This is a genomic window from Pseudomonas sp. LRP2-20, assembly GCF_024349685.1.
GTDB lineage: Bacteria > Pseudomonadota > Gammaproteobacteria > Pseudomonadales > Pseudomonadaceae > Aquipseudomonas.
In genome coordinates this window covers 5,909,052-5,930,090 of the sequence record NZ_AP025944.1, presented here as the reverse complement: position 1 = coordinate 5,930,090, position 21,039 = coordinate 5,909,052, and the positions used below count along the sequence as shown (strand labels likewise).

The 21,039-nt window shown below is 63.3% G+C and carries 22 protein-coding genes and 1 pseudogene; 10 read left to right on the top strand and 13 right to left on the bottom strand.

What is annotated here, in order from left to right; translation table 11 throughout:
- Positions 1-8: 8 nt before the first annotated feature.
- Positions 9-872: a YicC/YloC family endoribonuclease gene (locus tag OCX61_RS26680; RefSeq protein ID WP_085676482.1), complete on the bottom strand. Its 864-nt coding sequence runs from the start codon at positions 870-872 to the stop codon at positions 9-11.
- A gap of 205 nt (positions 873-1,077) precedes the next feature.
- On the opposite strand from OCX61_RS26680, the gene rph reads away from it, so the two are divergent.
- The gene (gene rph, locus OCX61_RS26675; RefSeq protein ID WP_085621521.1) at positions 1,078-1,800 is read left to right on the top strand and encodes a ribonuclease PH; all 723 of its coding nucleotides are present in this window, start codon (positions 1,078-1,080) and stop codon (positions 1,798-1,800) included.
- A gap of 23 nt (positions 1,801-1,823) precedes the next feature.
- Complete coding sequence (locus tag OCX61_RS26670; RefSeq protein ID WP_261942050.1) at positions 1,824-2,192, top strand: DUF4870 domain-containing protein; 369 nt, start codon at positions 1,824-1,826, stop codon at positions 2,190-2,192.
- A 27-nt stretch (positions 2,193-2,219) separates the two neighbouring features.
- On the opposite strand, the gene crc is transcribed toward OCX61_RS26670, so the two are convergent.
- Positions 2,220-2,999, bottom strand: a complete 780-nt coding sequence (crc, locus tag OCX61_RS26665) for a catabolite repression control protein Crc (protein ID WP_008091582.1) — start codon at positions 2,997-2,999, stop codon at positions 2,220-2,222.
- An 80-nt stretch (positions 3,000-3,079) separates the two neighbouring features.
- Here crc and pyrE point away from each other — a divergent pair, with 80 nt between their 5' ends.
- A complete protein-coding gene (pyrE, locus tag OCX61_RS26660) occupies positions 3,080-3,721 on the top strand; it encodes an orotate phosphoribosyltransferase (protein ID WP_103448476.1) in 642 nt (213 codons plus the stop codon).
- A gap of 167 nt (positions 3,722-3,888) precedes the next feature.
- On the opposite strand, the gene argB is transcribed toward pyrE, so the two are convergent.
- The 4 genes and pseudogenes from argB to coaBC form a co-directional block, all read right to left on the bottom strand.
- Entirely contained in the window at positions 3,889-4,797 is a 909-nt protein-coding gene (gene argB, locus OCX61_RS26655) for an acetylglutamate kinase (protein WP_261942049.1), read from the bottom strand.
- Between the two features lie 30 nt (positions 4,798-4,827).
- Positions 4,828-6,201, bottom strand: a pseudogene (locus OCX61_RS26650) (phosphomannomutase/phosphoglucomutase); the annotation flags it as partial.
- 137 nt (positions 6,202-6,338) lie between these two features.
- Positions 6,339-6,794, bottom strand: coding sequence for a dUTP diphosphatase (gene dut, locus OCX61_RS26645; protein ID WP_261942048.1), 456 nt, complete (start codon positions 6,792-6,794; stop codon positions 6,339-6,341).
- A gap of 5 nt (positions 6,795-6,799) precedes the next feature.
- A complete protein-coding gene (coaBC, locus tag OCX61_RS26640) occupies positions 6,800-8,011 on the bottom strand; it encodes a bifunctional phosphopantothenoylcysteine decarboxylase/phosphopantothenate--cysteine ligase CoaBC (protein WP_027917018.1) in 1,212 nt (403 codons plus the stop codon).
- 128 nt (positions 8,012-8,139) lie between these two features.
- Here coaBC and radC point away from each other — a divergent pair, with 128 nt between their 5' ends.
- A complete protein-coding gene (gene radC, locus OCX61_RS26635; RefSeq protein WP_261942047.1) occupies positions 8,140-8,820 on the top strand; it encodes a RadC family protein in 681 nt (226 codons plus the stop codon).
- Between the two features lie 293 nt (positions 8,821-9,113).
- On the opposite strand, the gene OCX61_RS26630 is transcribed toward radC, so the two are convergent.
- Positions 9,114-10,703: an ABC transporter substrate-binding protein gene (locus tag OCX61_RS26630; protein ID WP_261942046.1), complete on the bottom strand. Its 1,590-nt coding sequence runs from the start codon at positions 10,701-10,703 to the stop codon at positions 9,114-9,116.
- 361 nt (positions 10,704-11,064) lie between these two features.
- On the opposite strand from OCX61_RS26630, the gene rpmB reads away from it, so the two are divergent.
- Together rpmB and rpmG are read left to right on the top strand one after the other, a co-directional pair.
- On the top strand, positions 11,065-11,301 hold the full coding sequence (rpmB, locus tag OCX61_RS26625; protein ID WP_003258972.1) for a 50S ribosomal protein L28: 237 nt from the start codon (positions 11,065-11,067) through the stop codon (positions 11,299-11,301).
- Between the two features lie 10 nt (positions 11,302-11,311).
- A complete protein-coding gene (rpmG, locus tag OCX61_RS26620) occupies positions 11,312-11,467 on the top strand; it encodes a 50S ribosomal protein L33 (RefSeq protein WP_003253507.1) in 156 nt (51 codons plus the stop codon).
- Between the two features lie 67 nt (positions 11,468-11,534).
- Here rpmG and OCX61_RS26615 read toward each other — a convergent pair whose 3' ends face one another.
- Together OCX61_RS26615 and OCX61_RS26610 are read right to left on the bottom strand one after the other, a co-directional pair.
- Positions 11,535-11,738: a hypothetical protein gene (locus tag OCX61_RS26615; protein ID WP_261942045.1), complete on the bottom strand. Its 204-nt coding sequence runs from the start codon at positions 11,736-11,738 to the stop codon at positions 11,535-11,537.
- An 82-nt stretch (positions 11,739-11,820) separates the two neighbouring features.
- Complete coding sequence (locus OCX61_RS26610) at positions 11,821-12,180, bottom strand: cupin domain-containing protein (RefSeq protein ID WP_085676472.1); 360 nt, start codon at positions 12,178-12,180, stop codon at positions 11,821-11,823.
- A gap of 195 nt (positions 12,181-12,375) precedes the next feature.
- On the opposite strand from OCX61_RS26610, the gene OCX61_RS26605 reads away from it, so the two are divergent.
- Together OCX61_RS26605 and OCX61_RS26600 are read left to right on the top strand one after the other, a co-directional pair.
- Positions 12,376-13,869 carry an aldehyde dehydrogenase gene (locus OCX61_RS26605; RefSeq protein ID WP_085676471.1) on the top strand — a complete coding sequence of 498 codons (1,494 nt, stop codon included), beginning with the start codon at positions 12,376-12,378 and terminating at the stop codon, positions 13,867-13,869.
- A 128-nt stretch (positions 13,870-13,997) separates the two neighbouring features.
- A complete protein-coding gene (locus OCX61_RS26600; RefSeq protein ID WP_261942044.1) occupies positions 13,998-15,137 on the top strand; it encodes an MFS transporter in 1,140 nt (379 codons plus the stop codon).
- Positions 15,138-15,139: 2 nt separating this feature from the next.
- On the opposite strand, the gene OCX61_RS26595 is transcribed toward OCX61_RS26600, so the two are convergent.
- Positions 15,140-16,696: a phospholipase D family protein gene (locus tag OCX61_RS26595; RefSeq protein ID WP_261942043.1), complete on the bottom strand. Its 1,557-nt coding sequence runs from the start codon at positions 16,694-16,696 to the stop codon at positions 15,140-15,142.
- Positions 16,697-16,756: 60 nt separating this feature from the next.
- Positions 16,757-18,187 carry an aminotransferase-like domain-containing protein gene (locus OCX61_RS26590; RefSeq protein WP_261942042.1) on the bottom strand — a complete coding sequence of 477 codons (1,431 nt, stop codon included), beginning with the start codon at positions 18,185-18,187 and terminating at the stop codon, positions 16,757-16,759.
- A gap of 179 nt (positions 18,188-18,366) precedes the next feature.
- Here OCX61_RS26590 and OCX61_RS26585 point away from each other — a divergent pair, with 179 nt between their 5' ends.
- Complete coding sequence (locus OCX61_RS26585) at positions 18,367-18,597, top strand: DUF1127 domain-containing protein (RefSeq protein WP_060507671.1); 231 nt, start codon at positions 18,367-18,369, stop codon at positions 18,595-18,597.
- A 197-nt stretch (positions 18,598-18,794) separates the two neighbouring features.
- Here OCX61_RS26585 and OCX61_RS26580 read toward each other — a convergent pair whose 3' ends face one another.
- Positions 18,795-20,087 carry an NAD(P)/FAD-dependent oxidoreductase gene (locus tag OCX61_RS26580; protein WP_261942041.1) on the bottom strand — a complete coding sequence of 431 codons (1,293 nt, stop codon included), beginning with the start codon at positions 20,085-20,087 and terminating at the stop codon, positions 18,795-18,797.
- Positions 20,088-20,189: 102 nt separating this feature from the next.
- Here OCX61_RS26580 and OCX61_RS26575 point away from each other — a divergent pair, with 102 nt between their 5' ends.
- Entirely contained in the window at positions 20,190-20,543 is a 354-nt protein-coding gene (locus OCX61_RS26575; RefSeq protein ID WP_261942040.1) for a YkgJ family cysteine cluster protein, read from the top strand.
- A 2-nt stretch (positions 20,544-20,545) separates the two neighbouring features.
- Here OCX61_RS26575 and dadR read toward each other — a convergent pair whose 3' ends face one another.
- On the bottom strand, positions 20,546-21,034 hold the full coding sequence (gene dadR, locus OCX61_RS26570) for a transcriptional regulator DadR (protein WP_003258963.1): 489 nt from the start codon (positions 21,032-21,034) through the stop codon (positions 20,546-20,548).
- Between the last annotated feature and the right edge of the window lie 5 nt (positions 21,035-21,039).

Here is a 21,039-nt window from a genome sequence, read left to right as displayed (position 1 = left end):
GGGTGGCCTTACTCGATGTTCTGTACTTGTTCACGCATCTGTTCGATCAACACCTTCAGGTTGACCGCCGCTTGCGTGCTGCGTGGGTCGAAGGCCTTGGAGCCCAGGGTGTTGGCTTCGCGGTTGAGCTCCTGCATCAGGAAGTCCAGGCGCCGCCCGGCGGCCCCCCCGGACTTGAGCACCCGGCGCACTTCGTTGACGTGGGTGCTGAGGCGGTCGAGCTCTTCGGCAACGTCGCTCTTCTGTGCCAGCAGTACCATCTCCTGCTCCAGGCGCTGTGGGTCGAGCTCGGCCTTGAGGTCGCCGAAGCGGTCGATGATCTTCTGCCGCTGGGCGGCGAGCATCTGCGGCACCAGGGCGCGTAGGGTGGTGACCTCGGTGGTCATGTTGTCCAGGCGTTCGTTGATCAGCCGGGCCAGTTCCTGGCCTTCGCGCAGGCGCCCGGCCTTGAGCTCGGCCAGGGCCTCGTCGAACAGCGCCACGGCTTCGGCGTTCAAGGCCTGAGGATCAGTGGCGTCGGCCACCAGCACGCCGGGCCAGGACAGCACTTCCAGCGGGTTGAGCGCAGCCGGCTGCTTGATCAGGCCGGCCACCTCTTCGGCGGCGGCGACCAGCTGCGCGGCGCGCTCGCGGTCGACCTTGAGCGGCTTGCCGTTGCTGTCTTCGTGCAGGCGCAGGGTGCATTCGACCTTGCCCCGCGACAGGCCCTGGCGCAGGCCTTCACGCACCGCGCCTTCGAGGTCGCGCAGGGCGTCCGGCAGGCGCAGGTGAGGTTCAAGGTAACGGTGGTTGACCGAGCGCAATTCCCAGACCAGGGTGCCTTGGCTGCCTGCGCGCTCGACACGAGCAAAAGCGGTCATGCTGTGCACCATGGGAAGGACCTCGCGTAAATGAATTGAAGGCGCGCGATTGTAGCGCAGTGCGCACGTGGCGCCCAATCCACCCATGTTACAGAGCGCGTGCCAGCGAGTGGGAAAAGGCGACAGGCTGCCGGGAGCGCGACAATAGGCATGTCCTCTGTGGGCGACGGGCTCTATAATGGCGGGCAGATTCAAAGTCCCAGTACAGGTATCCCAGATGAAACGTCCAAGTGGTCGCGCCGCCGATCAGCTCCGCTCGATCCGCATCACCCGCAACTACACCAAGCACGCCGAAGGGTCGGTACTGGTCGAGTTCGGTGACACCAAGGTCATCTGCACGGTCAGCGTCGAGAACGGCGTGCCGCGCTTCCTCAAAGGCCAGGGCCAAGGCTGGCTGACCGCCGAGTACGGCATGCTGCCGCGCTCCACCGGTGAGCGTAACCAGCGCGAAGCCAGCCGTGGCAAGCAGGGTGGCCGCACCCTGGAAATCCAGCGCCTGATCGGCCGGTCGCTGCGCGCCGCACTGGACATGAGCAAGCTCGGTGACATCACCCTGTACATCGACTGCGACGTGATCCAGGCCGATGGCGGTACCCGTACCGCTTCGATCACCGGCGCCATGGTCGCCCTGTGCGACGCCCTGGCCGTGATCAAGAAGCGCGGTGGCCTGAAGGCCGGCAACCCGCTCAAGCACATGATCGCTGCCGTATCGGTGGGCATGTACCAGGGCGAAGCGGTACTCGACCTGGACTACCTGGAAGACTCGGCGGCGGAAACCGACCTGAACGTGGTCATGACCAGCGCCGGTGGTTTCATCGAAGTACAGGGCACCGCCGAAGGCGCGCCTTTCCAGCCTGAAGACTTCAACGCCATGCTGGCGCTGGCGCAAAAGGGCATGAACGAAATCTTCGAACTGCAGCAGGCCGCGCTGGCCGACTGATCCCAGCCAAGGAGGTGCGGGGCATGAGCGATTCTGAACTGTCGGTCACCCCGCCCAATGCCGAGGTCCGGCAGTGGGCGATGTTCTGTCACCTTTGCGCGCTGCTTGGTCTGGTGGTGCCCCTCGGGCACCTGCTGGGTCCGCTGGTGCTGTGGCACCTCAAGCGCGAGCAGCACCCCTTCATCGATGCCCAGGGCAAAGAAGCGCTGAACTTCCAGATCAGCGTGACCATTGCCGGGTTCGTCTGCACCGCCCTGATGTTCGTGGCCATCGGTATCGTGCTGTTCCCGATCCTGATGCTGGCGGTGCTGATCCTGATCATCCTCGCGGCCGTCAGGGCCAATGAAGGCAAGGCATACCGCTATCCCTTCATCTGGCGACCGATCAAATAAAAAAAGGGCCGCTTTCGCGGCCTTTTTTCAGATGGTCAACGTCCAGTCATAGTCGACGATCAGCGGCGCATGCTGGGAGAAGCGCGGCTGACGCGGCAACCGGGCATTGCGCACGAAGCGGCGCAGGCCAGGGGTGAGGATCTGGTAGTCGAACCGGTAGCCCAGGTTGAGCATCTCGGCCTGTTCGTTGTCCGGCCACCAGCTGTACTGGTCGCCTTCACGGCTGACTTCGCGCAGGGCATCGACGTAGCCCATGTCGCCGGTGATCGCATCCATCCACGCCCGCTCTGGCGGCAGGAAGCCTGGCGACTGCTGGCTGTCACGCCAGTTCTTGATGTCGAGCTTCTGCTGCGCCACGTAAAACGAGCCGCAATAGATGTATTCACGACGCTTGCGACGCTGTTTGTCCAGGTACTTGGCGAAGTCGTCCATCAACTTGAACTTCTGGTTCAAGTCTTCGTCGCCGTTCATGCCCGAAGGCAGCAGCAGGCTGGCAATACTGACTTTGTCGAAATCTGCTTGCAGATAACGCCCGTAGCGGTCGGCTGTCTCGAAACCCAGGCCGGTGATGACTGCCTTGGGCTGCATGCGCGAGTACAGTGCCACGCCACCTTGGGCGGGTACCTCCGCGTCGCAGGCATAAAGGAAATAGCCATCGAGCTGGAAAGCTGGGTCGTCGAGTTCAAAGGCCGAGGCGCGGGTATCCTGAAGGCAGATGACGTCGGCATTCTGGGCTTGCAGCCAGCTGAGCAATCCACGCTCGGCCGCAGCCTGAATGCCATTCACGTTCACACTGATGATCCGCATAAATGGCCCCAAAAATCTCGTGCGTGTATGATACCCGAGCTCAACCCATTTAGCTAAATCCGTGGTGTCCGGGACCTTACATGCAGCCGTATCAGCGCGACTTCATCCGTTTTGCCATCGATCGCGGCGTGCTGCGCTTCGGTGAATTCACCCTGAAATCGGGCCGTACCAGCCCGTATTTCTTCAATGCCGGCCTGTTCAACACCGGTTCCGCCCTTGCGCAACTGGGCCGTTGCTACGCGGCAGCCATCGTCGACAGCAAGATCCCGTTCGACGTGCTGTTCGGCCCAGCCTACAAGGGTATCCCCCTGGCGGCGGCGACTGCCGTGGCCCTGGCTGACCAGCATCAGCTCGATGTGCCGTGGTGCTTCAACCGCAAGGAAGCCAAGGATCACGGCGAAGGCGGCAGCCTGGTTGGCGCACCGCTGGCCGGTGATGTGCTGATCATCGACGACGTGATCACCGCCGGTACCGCCATCCGTGAGGTGATGCAGATCATCAACGCCCAGCAGGCCAAGGCCGCTGGCGTACTGATCGCGCTGAACCGCGAAGAGCGCGGCAATGGCGAGCTGTCGGCGATCCAGGAAGTGGAGCGTGATTTCGGGATTCCGGTGGTCAGCATCGTTTCGCTGACCCAGGTACTGGAGTTCCTGGCTGACGATCCGCAGCTCAAGCAGCATCTGCCGGCAGTGGAAGCCTACCGGGCGCAGTACGGGATCTGATCCTGGCCTGGTAACGAAAAAAGGCGACCTTCGTGAGAAGGTCGCCTTTTTTGTGTCGCCTGTTCCGACCTGTTCGCGGGTGAACCCGCTCCCACAGAATCTCCACGCCGCCAAAGGCGGTGCTATCCCTGTAGGAGCGGGTTTACCCGCGAAGAGGCCTGAACCGGTTAACCGTGACGCTTGCGGTTGGTGATCAGGGTGCCGACGCCGCTGTCGGTGAAGATCTCCAGCAGCACCGCATTCGGCACGCGGCCGTCGACGATGTGCGAGCTGTTGACGCCGCCCTGGACCGCTTCCAGCGCGCACTTGATCTTCGGCAGCATGCCGCCGTAGATGGTGCCGTCGGCGATCAGCTCGTTGACCTGCTCAGTGGTCAGGCCGGTCAGGACCTGGCCCTGTTTGTCCATCAGGCCGGCGATGTTGGTCAGCAGCATCAGCTTTTCAGCCTTCAGCGCTTCGGCCACCTTGCCCGCCACCAGGTCGGCGTTGATGTTGTACGACTCACCGTTGGCACCCACGCCGATCGGCGCGATTACCGGGATGAAGTCGCCTTTCACCAGCATGTTCAGCAGGTCGGTGTTGACGCTGACCACTTCGCCGACGTGACCGATGTCGATGATTTCCGGCTGGGTCATCTCCGGGGTCTGGCGGGTGACGGTGAGCTTCTTCGCACGAATCAGCTCGGCGTCCTTGCCGGTCAGGCCAATGGCGCTGCCGCCATGGCGGTTGATCAGGTTGACGATGTCCTTGTTGACCTGGCCGCCGAGCACCATTTCCACCACGTCCATGGTCGCGGCGTCGGTGACGCGCATGCCATCGATGAAGTGGCTCTCGATCGACAGGCGCTTGAGCAGGTCGCCGATCTGCGGGCCGCCACCGTGCACGACCACCGGGTTGATGCCCACGGCCTTCATCAGCACGATGTCACGGGCAAAGCCGGTCTTGAGCTCTTCGCTCTCCATCGCGTTGCCGCCGTACTTGATCACCAGGGTCTTGCCGACAAAGCGGCGGATGTAAGGCAGTGCTTCGGACAAAACCTCGGCTACATGGGAAGCGGCATCGCGATCGAGGGTCATGCAGGGCTCCTGTAAGGAACAGATAGTCGGTCAGAACGGCAGTTGCAGCTCAGGGGCAACCCGCAGCAACTGGGCGCGGAAAACATCCTTGATACGTTGCAACTCGGCGGCGCTTTCGGCCTCGAAGCGCAGCACCAGCACCGGTGTGGTGTTGGAGGCGCGAACCAGGCCCCAGCCTTTCGCGTAGTCGACCCGCACACCGTCGATGGTGGTCAGGTTGGCATCGCCCCATTCGGCGTCGCGTTGCAGTGCATCAATGATGCTGAATTTACCCTCGTCGGTCACATCAATATTGATTTCCGGCGTGGAAATATCGTTCGGGAAGGCGGCGAACAGGTCTTCGGCGTTCTGCGAAGCCTTGCTGAGGATCTCCAGCAGGCGCGCGGCACTGTAGATACCGTCGTCGAAACCGTACCAGCGTTCCTTGATGAAGATGTGCCCGCTCATCTCGCCAGCCAGCAGCGAACCGGTCTGTTTCATCTTCTTCTTGATCAGCGAGTGGCCGGTTTTCCACATCAGGGCGCGGCCACCGTGCTGCTCGATCAGCGGGGTCAGGCGACGGGTGCATTTGACGTCGAAGATGATCTCGGCGCCCGGGTTGCGCTCCAGTACGTCCTGGGCAAACAGCATCAGCAGGCGGTCAGGGTAGACGATGCTGCCGGTGTTGGTCACCACGCCAACGCGGTCACCGTCGCCGTCGAAGGCCAGGCCGATGTCGGCACCGGTTTCCTTGACCTTGGCGATCAGGTCTTCGAGGTTTTCCGGCTTGCCCGGATCCGGGTGGTGGTTGGGGAAGTTGCCGTCAACCTCGCAGAACAGCGGGATGACTTCGCAGCCCAGCGCTTCGATCAGCTGCGGTGCAATCACGCCAGCGGCGCCGTTGCCACAATCGACCACGACCTTGAGCTTCTTCGCCAGCTTCACGTCGCCGACGATCTGCTGGAAGTAGCGATCGAGGATCTCGACCTTCTGCACGCTGCCTTCGCTGCGTGGCACGTCATTGGTCTTCAGGCGGGTCAGCAGGGCCTGGATCTGCTCGTTGGCCAGGGTGTCGCCAGCGATGACGATCTTGAAGCCGTTGTAGTCCGAAGGGTTGTGGCTGCCAGTGAGCATCACGCCGGACTTGCCGGCCAGCACGTTGGCGGCGAAGTACAGCGCCGGGGTGGGCACCAGGCCGACGTCGCTGACCTGGCAACCGGCATCGACCAGGCCTTTGATCAGTTGCTCGACCAGCATCGGGCCCGACAGGCGGCCATCGCGGCCAACGGAAATCTGAGGTTCGCCCTGGGCGATGGTCTGCGCGCCGATGGCGCGGCCGATCCAGTAGGCGGTTTCGCCGTGCAGGGTCTTGCCGACCACGCCGCGGATGTCATAGGCGCGGAAGATGCTTTCCGGCAGTGCCGGTACCAGGTGGGCCATGTCGTTCATCTCGAGAAACTCCATTAATCAAAGGCTTTTTCTGGGCAGGCGCAAACTGAACGCTTGGACGGTGGAATCGCCAGAGAGTTCGCCATCCTTGGCCTGAACGATCGTTGGTCGGCTCAGTGACTACCGGAATGGCCGAAACCACCCGTGCCACGCTGGCTTTCGTCGAAACTATCGACGATGTCGAAATGCGCTTGTACCACAGGCACCAGGACAAGTTGTGCAATGCGCTCGCCGACAGCGATGGTGAACGGCGTGTTGCCACGGTTCCAGCACGACACCATCAGCTCGCCCTGGTAATCCGAGTCGATCAGGCCGACCAGGTTGCCGAGCACGATGCCGTGTTTGTGGCCCAGGCCCGAGCGCGGCAGGATCATGGCCGCCAGGCCCGGGTCGCCGATGTAGATCGACAGGCCGGTAGGGATCAGCAGGGTCTGGCCCGGCTCGAGGACGGTGTCCTCTTTCAGCAGGGCGCGCAGGTCGAGGCCGGCGGAGCCCGGCGTGGCGTATTGCGGCAGCGGGAATTCGCTGCCCAGGCGTGGGTCGAGGATCTTGGCTTGAAGAGCGTGCATGTAACTTATTGAACCTGATTGAGCCGTTCGGCGATGAAGGCGACCAGTTGCCGGGCGATCTTGCCCTTGCTGGTCTGCGCGAAGAGGGTCTGGTGCTGCTGGCGGTCGATCACGGTCAAGGCGTTTTCCTCGCTGTTGAAGCCGATGCTGGGGTTGGCCACATCATTGGCGACGATCAGGTCGAGGTTCTTGTCCTTGAGCTTGCGCGTGGCGTAATCGAGCAAGTGTTCGGTCTCGGCGGCGAAGCCGACACTGAACGGGCGGTCGGCGCGGCCAGCGAGGGTGGCAAGGATATCGGGATTGCGCACCATCTGCAGCAGCATGCCGTCGCCGGTCGTAGGATCCTTCTTGAGCTTTTGCGGGGCGACTACCTCTGGGCGGTAGTCCGCAACCGCTGCGGAAGCGATGAACAGGTCGCACGGCATGGCGGCTTCACAGGCCGCGAGCATGTCCCGTGCGCTGACCACGTCGATCCGCTGTACGCGATCGGGGGTCGGCAGATGCACAGGTCCAGTCACCAGGGTCACCCGAGCACCGGCTTCGGCGGCCGCTTCGGCCAGGGCGAAGCCCATCTTCCCGGAGCTATGATTGGTGATGTAGCGCACCGGGTCGATGTTTTCCTGGGTCGGGCCGGCGGTGATCAGCACGTGCTTGCCGGTCAGCGCCTGGCGCTTGAAGCTTTCCGCCGCGCACCAGGCCAGGTCGGTGGCTTCGAGCATGCGCCCGAGGCCCACGTCGCCACAGGCCTGGCTGCCGGAGGCCGGGCCGAACACCTGGATACCACGGCTCTTGAGCAGTTCGAGGTTGGCCTGGGTGGCCGGGTCGCGCCACATTGCCTGGTTCATCGCCGGGGCCACGGCCACGGTGGCGTCGGTGGCCAGCACCAGGGTGGTCAGCAGGTCGTCGGCCATGCCTTGGGCAAGGCGCGCCATGAGGTCGGCGGTGGCAGGGGCGATCAACACCAGGTCGGCCCATTTGGCCAGTTCGATGTGGCCCATGGCCGCTTCGGCGGCCGGGTCGAGCAGATCCATGTGCACCGGGTGGCCGGACAGCGCCTGCAGGGTCAGCGGGGTGATGAATTCGGCACCACCACGGGTCATGACGACGCGCACCTGCGCGCCGTGCTCCAGGAGTCGGCGAATCAGCTCGGCACTTTTGTAGGCGGCAATGCCACCTCCGACGCCGAGAACGATGCGCTTGCGATACAGCCGCTGCATAGGCTTGCCTTTTTCCAGTGAGAGCGGGCGGCGACGTTTGAAAATGCCTGCGGCAGAACGTCGCATGTACGAGGCGAAATAGATTAACACAGGGCCGAAACGGGCCGCAGCAAGGGCAGGGAGCAGCGATGAATATCAGGGAGTGGCCGGCTGAAGAGCGGCCTAGGGAGAAGTTGTTGCAGCGCGGGGCTGCAAGCCTGACCGACGCGGAATTGCTGGCCGTGTTTCTCGGCTCTGGTGTGCGTGGGCGCAATGTCGTGGAGCTGGCCCGAGGCCTGCTGGTGAGGTTCGGCAGCTTGCGCCAGTTGCTTGAGGCCGACCGTGAAGCCTTCGTCGGAGAGCTGGGACTGGGCCCGGTAAGGTACAGCCAGCTGCAGGCATTGCTGGAGATCGGGCGCAGGCACCTGGCGACCGCTATCGAGCGCGAGTCGGTCATGGATAGCCCGATGGCAGTGCGACGCTATCTGAAATCCATGCTGCGCCATGAAGTGAGCGAGGTGTTCGGCTGCCTGTTTCTGGATACCAAGCACCGGCCGCTGGCCTTCGAGATCCTGTTCAGGGGCACGATAGACCGGGCGAGCGTCTACCCGCGCGAAGTGGTGCGCCGGGCGCTGCAGCACAATGCGGCGGCGCTGATCCTGTGCCACAACCACCCTTCGGGTAACAGCGAGCCGAGCCAGGATGATGTGCACCTGACGCTGTCGCTGAAGCGGGGGTTGGGGTTGATCGATGTGCGGGTGCTTGACCACATCATCATTGGCGACGGGGAGCCGCTGTCGATGGTCGAGCAAGGCTGGATCGTGGCCTAAGGTGCAGGCCTTGAGGTGTGTGGTGCCTGGGAGAACGAGCGCCGCCCGCGCGGCGCATCGCGAGCTGCGCTCGCTCCTACGTTTGTTTCGGGCCAGTAACGCCTGTGACAGGCGCGCGCGACCGCCTTGTTGGTACCACGCAATATCGAGTCATGCGCCAAGGCGTACGCACGCAAATCCCACAGAAAATATTGGCCAGAAACAAACGTAGGAGCGAGCGCAGCTCGCGATGCGCCGCGCGGGCGGCGCTCGTTCTCCCAGGCACCACACACCTCAAGGCCTGCACCTTAGACTCACCGGGTCACCGACACCTTGCTGAAATCCAGTCGTCCGAACGGGCTTACCTGATAACCCTCGACTCCCTGACGTAACAGCGTCGCTGCCGTCGGATGCGCCAGCGGCACCCACAGCGCCTGCTGCTGGATCAGTGTCTGCGCCTGCTGGTACAGCCGGCTGCGCACGCTCTGGTCATTGGTAGTGCGTCCGGCACTGATCAGCTGGTCCAGGCGGCTGTCGCAAAAGCGCGCGAAGTTGGTCCCCGATTGCACTGCAGGGCAGGAAAATTGCGGGCTGAGGAAGTTGTCCGGGTCGCCGTTGTCGCCGGCCCAGCCCATGAACAGCAGGTCATGTTCGCCCGCCTTGGCGCGGCGGATCAGCTCGCCCCACTCGATCACGCGGATCTCGGCCTTGATGCCGATCTTCGCCAGGTCGGCCTGGAGCATCTGTGCCCCCAGGCTCGGATTGGGGTTGAGCAGGCTGCCCGACGGGCGGGTCCAGATGGTGGTACTGAAACCGTCAGCCAGGCCGGCCTTGGCCAGCAGCGCCTTGGCCTTGGGCAGGTCCAGCGGGTAGCCGGGCAGGTCCTTGGCATAGCTCCAGGTGTTGGGCGGGTAGGGGCCATTGGCGGCGGTGGCGGTGTCTTCGAACACGGCCTTGAGGTAGGCCTGCTTGTCGAAGGCCAGGTTGATTGCCTGGCGCACCTCAGGCTTGTCCAGTGGCGGGTGTTCGCTGTTGATGGCGACGAAGGCGGTCATGAACGCCGGGGTGGTGGCGACCTTGAGGTTGCCGTCTTTGCCGGCTTCGGCGATGTCCACCGGCTTGGGCGACAGGGCCACCTGGCATTCGTTGCGCTTGAGCTTCTGCAGGCGCACGTTGGCGTCGGTGGTGATGGCGAAGATCAGCGGGTCGACCGCCGGCTTGCCGGCGAAGTAGTCCGGGTTGGCGCGATAGCGCACCACGGCGTCCTTCTGGAAGCGCTGGAACACGAACGGGCCGGTGCCGATTGGCTGGCTGTTGAGTTTTTCCGGGCTGCCTTCCTTGAGCAGCTTGTCGGCGTACTCGGCCGAGTAGATCGACGCGAAGCCCATGCTCAGGGTGGCCAGGAAGGTGGCGTCGGCGTGGCTCAGGGTGAAGCGCACGGTGTTGGGTTCCGGGGCCTCGATTGCCTTGATCAGGCTACCCAGTTGCAGCGATTGGGCGTGCGGATAACCGCCCGGGGCGGTCTTGTACCAGGCGTGGGCGGGGTAGAGCATGCGCTGGAAACTGAACAGCACGTCGTCGGCATTCAGCTCTCGCGTCGGCTTGAAGTAGGGCGTGGTGTGGAACTTGACACCCTCGCGCAGCTTGAAGTCATAGACCAGGCCGTCGGCCGAAACGCTCCAGCTCTGTGCCAGGCTGGGCACGACCTTGCCCTGGGCTGCATCGAACTCCACCAGGCGGTTCATCAGCACGTCGGCCGAGGCGTTGGTGGTGGTCAGCGAGTTGTACTGGACCACATCGAAGCCTTCGGGGCTGGCCTCGCTGCACACGGTCAGCGGTGCGGCCTGGGCAGCGCCTGCGGCAAGCAGGGAAGTAAACAATAAGGAAAGGGCGGCAGCACGCATCGTGGCTCCTTGGCTGGTCAGTGGCCCATCTGCCGGTGCAGTCTGGAAACGTCCTACCCTAGTGCGCGTTTTCGGAAATGACCACCTTCTTTTTCAGGTACTTGGCGACGAGCGGTCGACAGTGCGCCGGGCGAGTCGTTATGCTGCTCACGCGCGATTTTCAGCACATGGAAGCTCATCTTCTGTTGTTGCGGCGTAGTCTTTCTGGTATAAAGCAGCGCTCTTTTCTAGGGGCTCGGCCTGTCGCATCAGCGGATCCGGTCGATAAGACCTCCAGAATCACGGCGCCTGGCGCCAAAGACTGAGAGATTAAGCGGCCAACCCATGCCGGGTTGGGCATGTGGTTTTAGAGGGCTGAGTCATGTCGAGAGTCTGTCAAGTTACTGGTAAGGGTCCAGTAACCGGGAACAACATTTCCCACGCAAACAACAAAACCCGTCGTCGTTTCCTGCCGAACCTGCAGCACCACCGTTTCTGGGTTGAATCCGAGAAGCGTTTCGTGCGTCTGCGCGTATCCGCCAAAGGCATGCGCGTTATTGACAAGCGTGGTATCGACGTAGTGCTGGCCGAGCTGCGCGCTCGCGGCGAAAAGTTCTAAGGAGAACGTCATGCGTGAATTGATCCGTCTGGTTTCGAGTGCTGGCACTGGCCACTTCTACACCACCGACAAGAACAAGCGCACCACTCCGGACAAAATCGAGATCAAGAAATACGATCCGGTTGTTCGCAAGCACGTGGTGTACAAGGAAGCCAAGATCAAGTAATTGATCGGCGACCTGAAAAAAACCCGCCTCTGAAAGGAAGCGGGTTTTTTTATGCCTGAAGCGCAGGTCAGTTGAAGCTGAAGCCTTGGATCAAGCTGTTGGCATCGGTGGCGATGTGGATGCGCTGATCATCGTACTCATTGGTGCTAATTTCCTTCGGGCCGACCACACGGGCGCGGCCGGTGATCTCACTGATGGTAGCTTTCACCGAGGGCTCGTAAGGCGTGCCGATCAGGTGAGCCAAGGCGTGCAGTATTTCTTCGTTGTTCATGGTGATGACCTTTCAATGGAGGTTGACCCGAAATGGGCTGGGTCATCCTCGGTCAGGTCTGGAGGGGGCCTGCGCTACATAGTTATTTTTGCTCGAACATCACGTAGATCTTGCGGCAGGGCTCCAGCACTTCCCAGGTACCCTTGAAGCCTGCCGGGATGACAAACCGATCACCGGTACGCAGGGTCTTGGCGCCGCCATCCTGGTCGCGCAGCACCGAAACCCCTTGCACGATCTCGCAGTATTCATGCTCGGTGTAGTTCACCGTCCATTGCCCCACCTCGCCCTCCCAGACGCCTGCGGCAAACTGCCCGCACGGGCTGGAATAGTGGTTATAGACAGCCTGGTCCGGCTCACCCTTGAGGATTTTTTCTGCCGCCGGGCGGTAGCGTTCGGCCTCGGTGAGAACCTGGGCGAAGTCGATGATGCTGGCGATGCTCATGGTACGGCTCCTTTTTTGTTTAATAAAATGCACATCAGTAGGCTTTTGGGCCGTTGGTGTCAAATATATTGATACTTTACCCCGCCTGGTTTAGGGTATCGCTTGCCAGTGTGCGCTCGTCGCCCGGCCAGAATTCTGACAACGCCAGTGAGTCCTCAGTGCGGCGTTGCACCTAAACAAGAGGAGGAGTTTCGTATGACCACCCTGACCCGTGCGGACTGGGAACAACGTGCCCAGCAACTGAAGATCGAAGGCCGCGCCTTCATCAACGGCGAATACACCGACGCCGCATCCGGTGAAACATTCGACTGCCTGAGCCCGGTCGACGGACGCTTCCTGGCCAAGGTTGCCAGCTGCGACCTGGCCGACGCCAACCGCGCCGTGGAAAACGCCCGTGCCACCTTCGATTCCGGCGTCTGGTCGCAACTGGCCCCGGCCAAGCGCAAAGCCAAGCTGATTCGCTTCGCCGAGCTGCTGCGCAAGAACGTAGAGGAGCTGGCGCTGCTGGAAACCCTGGACATGGGCAAGCCGATCGGCGACTCCTCCAGCATCGACATCCCGGGCGCGGCGCAAGCCATTCACTGGACCGCCGAAGCCATCGACAAAGTCTACGACGAAGTCGCTCCAACGCCACACGACCAGCTCGGCCTGGTTACCCGTGAGCCGGTGGGTGTCGTCGGTGCCATCGTACCGTGGAACTTCCCGCTGCTGATGGCCTGCTGGAAACTCGGCCCGGCCCTGGCCACCGGTAACTCGGTGGTACTCAAGCCGTCCGAAAAATCCCCGCTGACTGCCATCCGCATCGCCCAGCTGGCAATCGAAGCCGGCATCCCGGCGGGCGTGCTGAACGTGCTGCCAGGCTACGGCCACACTGTGGGCAAGGCCCTGGCCCTGCACATGGACGTCGACACCCTGGTGTTCACTGGCTCGACCAAGATCGCCAAGCAGCTGATGGTCTATGCCGGCGAGTCGAACATGAAGCGCATCTGGCTGGAAGCCGGTGGCAAGAGCCCGAACATCGTCTTCGCCGACGCGCCTGACCTGCAAGCCGCCGCTGAAGCGGCTGCCAGCGCCATCGCCTTCAACCAGGGCGAAGTCTGCACCGCCGGCTCGCGCCTGCTGGTCGAGCGTTCGATCAAGGACAAATTCCTGCCGATGGTGGTCGAGGCCCTCAAAGGCTGGAAACCCGGCAACCCGCTGGACCCACAGACCACTGTCGGTGCCCTGGTCGACACCCAGCAGATGAATACCGTGCTGTCGTACATCGACGCCGGCCACAAGGACGGCGCCAAGCTGCTGGCCGGCGGCAAGCGCACCCTCGAAGAGACTGGTGGCACCTACGTCGAGCCGACCATCTTCGACGGCGTGACCAATGCCATGCGCATCGCCCAGGAAGAAATCTTTGGCCCAGTGCTGTCGGTGATCGCCTTCGACACCGCCGAAGAGGCCATCGCCATCGCCAACGACACCCCGTATGGCCTGGCGGCGGGCATCTGGACCTCGGACATCTCCAAGGCCCACAAGACCGCCCGTGCCGTGCGCGCTGGCAGCGTCTGGGTCAACCAGTACGACGGCGGCGACATGACCGCACCGTTCGGTGGCTTCAAGCAGTCGGGCAACGGCCGTGACAAGTCGCTGCACGCACTGGAGAAGTACACCGAGCTGAAGGCGACCTGGATCAAGTTGTAATCCGGTAGGCCTTGTTCGCGGGCAAGCCCGCTCCCACAGGTACGCCGCTGCGCTCAAGGCCAGCGGCGGGCTTGTGGGAGCGGGCTTGCCCGCGAATGGGCCTTCACAATTCTGCCTGGGAGGCTGCAATGCGTTGGGGAACCTACTTTGCCGTGCTGGCGTCGGTGCTCAGTGTCGGGCTCGCGCTCGGTGTGAGCATGCCGCTGGTGTCCCTGCGCCTTGAGGCCTGGGGCTACGGCGGGTTTGCCATCGGTGTGATGGCGGCGATGCCGGCACTGGGCGTACTGCTCGGTGCCAGCCTGGCCAGCCGCTTGGCCGGCTGGGTCGGGGTACCCTCGGCGATGCGCCTGTGCCTGTGGGGCGGGGCGCTGTCGATCGGCCTGGTCGCCCTGTTGCCAAGCTACCCGTTGTGGCTGGCCCTGCGCCTGCTGATCGGCATGTCGCTGACCGTGGTGTTCATCCTCGGTGAAAGCTGGATCAACCAGTTGGTGGTCGAGCAATGGCGCGGCCGCCTGGTGGCGCTGTATGGCAGCAGTTACGCCCTGAGCCAGCTGGCCGGGCCGCTGGTGCTGGGCTTCCTCGGTTCCGACGATGACTTCGGCTTCTGGGCCGCGACCGCGTTGTTGCTGCTGGCGCCCTTGCTGCTGCTCGGCCGTGGTGGCGCACCCAGCACCGAAGCCTGCAGCGTGACGTTCGGCGACCTGTTCGCCTTCTGCCGCCGCTTGCCGGTGATTGCCTGGGCTGTCGCCTTGTTCGCCGCCTTCGAGGCGATGATTCTTACCTTGCTGCCAGTGTATTGCCTGCAGCAGGGCTTCAGCACCGAAATCGCCCTGTTCATGGTCAGCACCGTGGTGGTGGGCGATGCCGTGCTGCAGTTGCCGATTGGCGCACTGGCCGACCATATGTCACGGCAGGCGTTGTTCACCGGTTGTGCGCTGACCTTGATGGTTTCCAGCCTGGCGATTCCGCTGCTGCTGGACACGCCGCTGATCTGGCCCCTGTGGGTACTGTTCGGGGCCAGCGCTGGTGGCCTGTTCACCTTGTCGCTGATCTTGATCGGCGAGCGCTACCGGGATGATGCGCTGGTGCGGGCCAATGCCCATGTCGCGCAGCTATGGGGCATCGGTTGCCTGCTTGGGCCGTTGCTGGCTGGCGCGGGAAGCCAGTGGATCAGCGGCCATGCGCTGCTGTGGCTGATGGCGGCGGGGGCGGCCGGCCTGGTGCTGCTGACCCGCAGGCGCGGCGCGTTCGAGCCCGCCTCGGTCTGAGCCTACAGCATCTTCTCCAGGCCAACCGCCTTGCTGATCCAGGCATTGAAGCGCCGCCAGATGCCCCCCGGCTCTGAGGTCAGCATGTGCCGTTGGCCATTGTCCTCGGTCGCCCAGACCAGTTTGTCACCCACCAGCTTGACCTGGTAACTCAACGCCGGCGCCATACCCTGCTGGGCCAGCTCGCGGGTGTATTCGGCGAGCTCCGGGCTGTCCACCAGCACGCCGACCTCGGTGTTCCAAAGTACCGAGCGTGGGTCGAAGTTGAACGAGCCGATAAAAGTCTTGCGCCGGTCGAACACGATGGCCTTGGTGTGAAGGCTCGAGTCCGAACTGCTGCCATGGAAGCTCAAGCGCGCGGGGGTCGGGTCACCTGGCTGACGACGCAGTTCGAACAGCTGCACGCCGTGTTCCAGCAGTGCCCGGCGATAGGGTGCATAGCCGCCATGCACTGCCGGCACATCGGTGGCTTGCAGCGAGTTGGTCAGCAACTTGACCGATGCCCCGGCGTCGGCCCGGCCGGTCAGATACAGCAAGCCCGGCTCACCCGGCACGAAATAGGCCGACATCAGGATCAGCTCGCGCTGCACGCTGGCCAGGTCTGGTGCCAGTTGCTGGCTCAGCAGCAGTTGCGGGTCCGGCTCATCCTCGGCCAGCACCTTGCTCGGTGCATCCCACAGTGCCTGGGCGTGGGCCCAGATCAGCTCGTTGCGCCATACATCCAGGCGCGGCTGTGACTGGTAGGACATGAGCCGGTCATACAGGGCCTTGCGCTGCACCCGCGCCTGGGCCAGGGACACCTCCAGGCGCTGGCGGCTGGCGCGCAGGTCGTCGGCATCCGGGGCACGCCAGAGGAAATCGGTGATCGGCCGGCTCAAGGCGCTGTTCCAGTACTGGTCGAAGCTGTGCCCCAGCTGCTCGGCCACCGGGCCGACCCCGAGCAGGTCGATGTCGGTGAAGTTGAGGTTGGGTTCGGCATCGAAGTATTCGTCACCCAGGTTGCGCCCGCCGACGATGGCCATGCTGTTGTCCACCAGGAACAACTTGTTGTGCATGCGCCGGTGTTGGCGCGACAGGTTGAACAGGCGGCCGACGGCACGCGTCACCCCTGTGCTGCGCCCCAGGTGCAAGGGGTTGAACACCCGGATCTGGATGTTCGGGTGGGCATCGAGGGTGCCCATGATGGTGTCCAGGCCATCGCTGGTGGTGTCGTCGAGCAAGATGCGCACGCGTACGCCGCGATCGGCTGCACGCAGCAGTTCGTGCACCAGGGCGCGGGTGCTCAAGCCATCGTGGACGATGTAGTACTGCAGATCGATGCTCGCCTGGGCGTTGCGAATCAGCTCGGCACGGGCACGGAAGGCCTCGTTGCTGTTAGGCAGCAGGCGAAAGCCCGAGCGCCCTTCGTAGGGCGCGGCCTGGCGCAGCACCGAACGGCCGAAGGCTGACTCGCTGGCGGGTAGTGCCTGGCTGGTTTCGCGGGGCGTGCCGATACTGGCACAGCCGTTGAGGCCGAGCAGCAGCACCAGCAGCAGAGGCAAGGCTCGCTGGAGTCTCAAGGGTGGATCGTCCTGTACGGCAAAGCGCTAAGGGGTTGGACTACGAAAGGCGGCGCAAAGTTACGCCTCGTCCTCGTCTTCATCCAGTAGACGAAGGGCGGTTTCACCTACCTTGCGCACCGCTGCTTCAATCTGCGGCGTTGGCCGCGCGGCGAAGTTCATGCGCAGGCAATGGCGAAACTTGCCCGAGGCCGAGAAGATGCTGCCCACGGCAACTTGCACGCCCTGCTCCAGTAAAGCGCGGTTCAGCCGCAGCGTATCGAAATGTTCGGGTAATTCCACCCACAGCATGAAGCCGCCCTGGGGCCGGCTGACCCGGGTTCCGGGTGGGAAGTAACGGGTTACCCAGTCGCTCATCAGGTCACGGCCGCGCTGGTACTGGCTGCGCATGCGCCGCACATGGGGCTGGTAGTGGCCGGCAGCGATGAAGTCGGCAATCGCCAGTTGCGGCTGGCTGGCGGTGCTGCCGGTGCTGATGTATTTCATGTGCAGCACCCGCTCCAGGTAGCGGCCGGGAGCGACCCAGCCGATGCGCAGGCCGGGGGCGAGGGTCTTGGAGAACGAGCTGCACAGCAGCACGCGGCCGTCGTCGTCGAACGACTTGAGGGTGCGCGGGCGTGGGTAGGTGTAGGCCAGGTCGCCATACACGTCGTCTTCGAGGATCGCCACATCGTAGCGCTGGGCCAGGCTCAGCAGGGCCTTCTTGCGGGCCTCGGGCATGATGTAGCCAAGCGGGTTGTTGCAGCTTGGGGTGATCTGGATGAGCTTGATCGGCCACTGTTCGAGCGCCAGTTCCAAGGCTTCGAGGCTGATGCCGGTGATCGGGTCGGTGGGGATTTCCAGGGCCTTCATGCTTAGGCCCTTGAGGGTCTGCATGGCGCCGTGGAAGCTCGGCGAGTCGACCGCGACGATATCGCCCGGTTCGCACACTGCGCGAATGCTGCACGACAGCGCCTCGTGGCAGCCGGTGGTCACCACCAGGTCGGCAGGGCCCAGCCGGCAGCCGGAGTCGAGCATCAGCCGGGCGATCTGTTCGCGCAGGGCCAGGTTGCCGTGAATGTTGTCGTAGTACAGGCCCGGCATGTCCTGGCGCCGGCTCAACTGGGCGAGGCTGCGCAGCAGCGGCTTGAGGGTCGGGCTGTCGATGTCGGGCATGCCGCGGCCGAGCTGCATCACGTCCTTGCGCGGGGTACTGCGCACCAGTTCGAGCACCTGCTCCCATTGCGAGATATCCACCGGGCGCTGGGCCGGGCGACTGACAGCGGGCAGGGCGGGGAGGTGGCGATGGTCGCTGACGAAATAACCGGACTTGGGCCGTGGCGAGACCATGCCGCTGTCTTCGAGCATGCGATAGGCCTGCTGCACGGTACTCAGGCTGACACCGTGTTCCACGCTCAGGGCGCGCACCGATGGCAGGCGCTGGCCGGGGCGGTAGAGGCCCTGTTCGATGCGCGCGCCGAGCAGTTCGGCGAGGTTCAGGTAAAGGGTCACGGCATACTCCTGCGCCTCCTGTAGGAAGCGACCAGTACAGTTGCGTTGAAAATACAGCATTCAGGCGTCAGACGACCAATTCTGTATGGGAATAATAAGCCTGTATTGGATCTGTATTGCCAGCGCTGTCATCGCGCATGCTTTCCCCACGGTTACACACTGAATGGGAGAAAGCAGCGATGGGTGGCATGAGCGATGTGCGCTTGCAACTGTTGGCCAAGGAACTGGACGCCGGGCAGCAGACCAAGGTTTTCAACGCACCGGCAGGGCTCGGGCGCTGGGGGCTGATGCTGCATCGCTGGCACACCCGCCGGGCCCTGTTGCAACTGGATGATGACCAGCTGCGGGATATCGGGCTGAGTTGGGAGCAGGCGCGTACCGAGGGGCGCAAACCCTTCTGGAAGGACTGACGCAGGATTTGAGGTTTTTCGCGGACCCTCTGTCGGGGCATCTTAAAGCTGGCGTGATCCCTGTGGGAGCCGCGCTTGCCGGCGATGGGCCGCGAAGCGGCCCCACGATTTAAAGGTTGTTGCATAAATTGCCGGGGCCGCTTCGCGGCCCATCGCCGGCAAGCGCGGCTCCCACAGGGATCGTGCAACCGCAGGTGTTAGACCAGCTCTTTGAGCCGATGCCAGAGCATCCCCAGGGCCAGTATTGGTGAGCGCAGGTGCTTGCCGCCGGGGAAGGTGACATGTGGCACCTTGGCGAACAGGTCGAAGCGCCCGCTTTGCTGGCCGCTGATCGCTTCACCCAGCAGGCGCGCAGCCAGATGCGTGGCATTGAGGCCGTGACCCGAGTAGGCCTGGGCGTAGTAAACGTTGGGTTGGCTGGCCAGGCGGCCGACCTGTGGCAGGCGGTTGGCGCCGATGCCGATCATGCCGCCCCACTGATAATCGATGCGCACATCCGCCAGCTGCGGGAACACCTTGAGCATCTTCGGCCGCATGTAGGCAGCGATGTCCTTCGGGTCGCGCCCTGAATAGTGGCAGGCACCGCCGAACAGCAGGCGACGGTCGGCCGACAGGCGATAGTAGTCCAGCGCCACGCGCTGGTCGCACACGGCCATGTTCCGCGGCAGCAACTGATGGGCGCGTTCTTCGCTGAGCGGCTCGGTGGCGATGATGTAGCTGCCGGCGGGCAGCACCTTGCCGCCCAGCTCGCGGTTGAGGTCGTTGTGATAAGCGTTGCAGCACAGCACCAAGGTCTTGGCGCGCACTCGGCCCTGGGCGGTGTGCACCTGCACTTCGGGGCCGTAGTCGATACGCGTGACCTCGGATTGTTCGAACAGCTTCACGCCCAGGCGACTGGCCACAGCCGCTTCACCCAAGGCCAGGTTGAGCGGGTGCAAGTGGCCCGAACCCATGTCGATCAGGCCGCCGACATAGCAATCGGAGCCCACCACGCTGTGCATGTCGTCCTTGCCGACCAGGCGCAGTTCGTGGCGGTAGCCCAGGCTGCGCAGTGCTTCGGCATCCTCGGCGAAACCCTTCAGTTCGTCGGGTTTGTTGGCCAGGTCGCAGTAACCCCAGGTCAGGTCGCAGGCGATGGCGTGGCGCTCGATCCGTTCGCGGACGATGTCCACGGCTTCCAGGCCCATCAGCCTCATGCTGCGTACGCCTTCCTCGCCGATCACCGGGAGAAACTGCTCCAGGCCGTGGCCGACCCCGCGAATCAGCTGGCCACCGTTGCGCCCGCTGGCGCCCCAGCCGAGCTTGCGCGCTTCCAGCAGGATTACCGAAAAGCCGCGCTCGGCCAGTTCGATGGCTGTGTTCAGGCCCGAGTAGCCACCGCCGACGATACACACGTCGGCGCTGTGTTCGCCTTGCAGGAAGGAATGGTCCGGGTGGGGCGCGCTGCTGGCGGCGTAGTAGGAGGCGGCGTGCTGCGCGCTGTGGATCATGGGCGAAGTCCTGTTGCTGTATTGAAAGTGGCAGAATAAGCCGTGGCCTGACAATTGGCCCTATAATTCAGCCTGATTTAAATTTCATTTGTTTATCCGGCCATGTCTTGCAACCGTCACAAGATCCACTTCCTGCGCGAACTCATTCCTTCATTCGAATGCGAGCCCGGCTGCCATGACTGCTGCGGCCCGGTTACCACCTCGTCGGAAGAGATGGCGCGTCTGCCGCGCAAGACCCAGGCCGAACAGGATGCCGCCCTGGAGCACCTGAACTGCGTGCACCTGGGCCCCAACGGCTGCACCGTCTATGAAGAACGGCCGATGATCTGCCGGCTGTTCGGTACCACGCCGCGCCTGGCCTGCCCGCGCGGCCGCGGCCCGGACCTGATGATCGAGCCTCAGGCCGAGCAACTGGTCCACCAGTTCATCGCCAGCACGCGTCAGGTGCTGGTCTAGCCTCAGTCAGGGATCGGCAGGCAGAGGCTCTCTTTCACCTCTTCCATCACGATGTAGCTCTTTGATTCGCGCACATGCGGCAGCTTCAGCAGGATGTCGCCGAGCAGCTTGCGGTACGAAGCCATTTCCGAGATACGCGCTTTCACCAGGTAGTCGAAATCGCCGGATACCAAGTGGCACTCGAGCACATGGGGCAGCTTGAGTACCGCGCGGCGGAACTCCTCGAAGGTGTCGCCGGACTTGTAGTCCAGGCTGATTTCCACGAACACCAGCAGGCTGCCCTTGAGGTGCTGCGGATTCAGCCGGGCGTTGTAGCCCATGATGATGCCCTCGCGCTCCAGGCGGCGTACGCGCTCTGTGCAAGGGGTGGTGGAAAGCCCAACTTTCTCGCCCAGTTCGGTGAAGGAAATACGCCCGTCGTTCTGCAGGATACGCAGGATGTTACGGTCGATCTTGTCCAGTTCACGCTTGCTCTGGTGCTGGGTTCTCATAGGGG

Bases quoted from the DNA above. Each gene is read 5' to 3' on its own strand.
- dut (WP_261942048.1), bottom strand. From the start codon at position 6,794: ATGCACGCTCTTCAAGCCAAGATCCTCGACCCACGCCTGGGCAGCGAA.
- OCX61_RS26680 (WP_085676482.1), bottom strand. From the start codon at position 872: ATGGTGCACAGCATGACCGCTTTTGCTCGTGTCGAGCGCGCAGGCAGC.
- rpmB (WP_003258972.1), top strand. From the start codon at position 11,065: ATGTCGAGAGTCTGTCAAGTTACTGGTAAGGGTCCAGTAACCGGGAAC.
- radC (WP_261942047.1), top strand. From the start codon at position 8,140: ATGAATATCAGGGAGTGGCCGGCTGAAGAGCGGCCTAGGGAGAAGTTG.
- argB (WP_261942049.1), bottom strand. From the start codon at position 4,797: ATGACCCTCGATCGCGATGCCGCTTCCCATGTAGCCGAGGTTTTGTCC.
- OCX61_RS26630 (WP_261942046.1), bottom strand. From the start codon at position 10,703: ATGCGTGCTGCCGCCCTTTCCTTATTGTTTACTTCCCTGCTTGCCGCA.
- OCX61_RS26615 (WP_261942045.1), bottom strand. From the start codon at position 11,738: ATGAACAACGAAGAAATACTGCACGCCTTGGCTCACCTGATCGGCACG.
- dadR (WP_003258963.1), bottom strand. From the start codon at position 21,034: ATGAGAACCCAGCACCAGAGCAAGCGTGAACTGGACAAGATCGACCGT.
- pyrE (WP_103448476.1), top strand. From the start codon at position 3,080: ATGCAGCCGTATCAGCGCGACTTCATCCGTTTTGCCATCGATCGCGGC.
- OCX61_RS26585 (WP_060507671.1), top strand. From the start codon at position 18,367: ATGGGTGGCATGAGCGATGTGCGCTTGCAACTGTTGGCCAAGGAACTG.
- rpmG (WP_003253507.1), top strand. From the start codon at position 11,312: ATGCGTGAATTGATCCGTCTGGTTTCGAGTGCTGGCACTGGCCACTTC.
- OCX61_RS26605 (WP_085676471.1), top strand. From the start codon at position 12,376: ATGACCACCCTGACCCGTGCGGACTGGGAACAACGTGCCCAGCAACTG.
- crc (WP_008091582.1), bottom strand. From the start codon at position 2,999: ATGCGGATCATCAGTGTGAACGTGAATGGCATTCAGGCTGCGGCCGAG.
- OCX61_RS26600 (WP_261942044.1), top strand. From the start codon at position 13,998: ATGCGTTGGGGAACCTACTTTGCCGTGCTGGCGTCGGTGCTCAGTGTC.
- OCX61_RS26670 (WP_261942050.1), top strand. From the start codon at position 1,824: ATGAGCGATTCTGAACTGTCGGTCACCCCGCCCAATGCCGAGGTCCGG.
- rph (WP_085621521.1), top strand. From the start codon at position 1,078: ATGAAACGTCCAAGTGGTCGCGCCGCCGATCAGCTCCGCTCGATCCGC.
- OCX61_RS26575 (WP_261942040.1), top strand. From the start codon at position 20,190: ATGTCTTGCAACCGTCACAAGATCCACTTCCTGCGCGAACTCATTCCT.
- OCX61_RS26610 (WP_085676472.1), bottom strand. From the start codon at position 12,180: ATGAGCATCGCCAGCATCATCGACTTCGCCCAGGTTCTCACCGAGGCC.
- OCX61_RS26580 (WP_261942041.1), bottom strand. From the start codon at position 20,087: ATGATCCACAGCGCGCAGCACGCCGCCTCCTACTACGCCGCCAGCAGC.
- coaBC (WP_027917018.1), bottom strand. From the start codon at position 8,011: ATGCAGCGGCTGTATCGCAAGCGCATCGTTCTCGGCGTCGGAGGTGGC.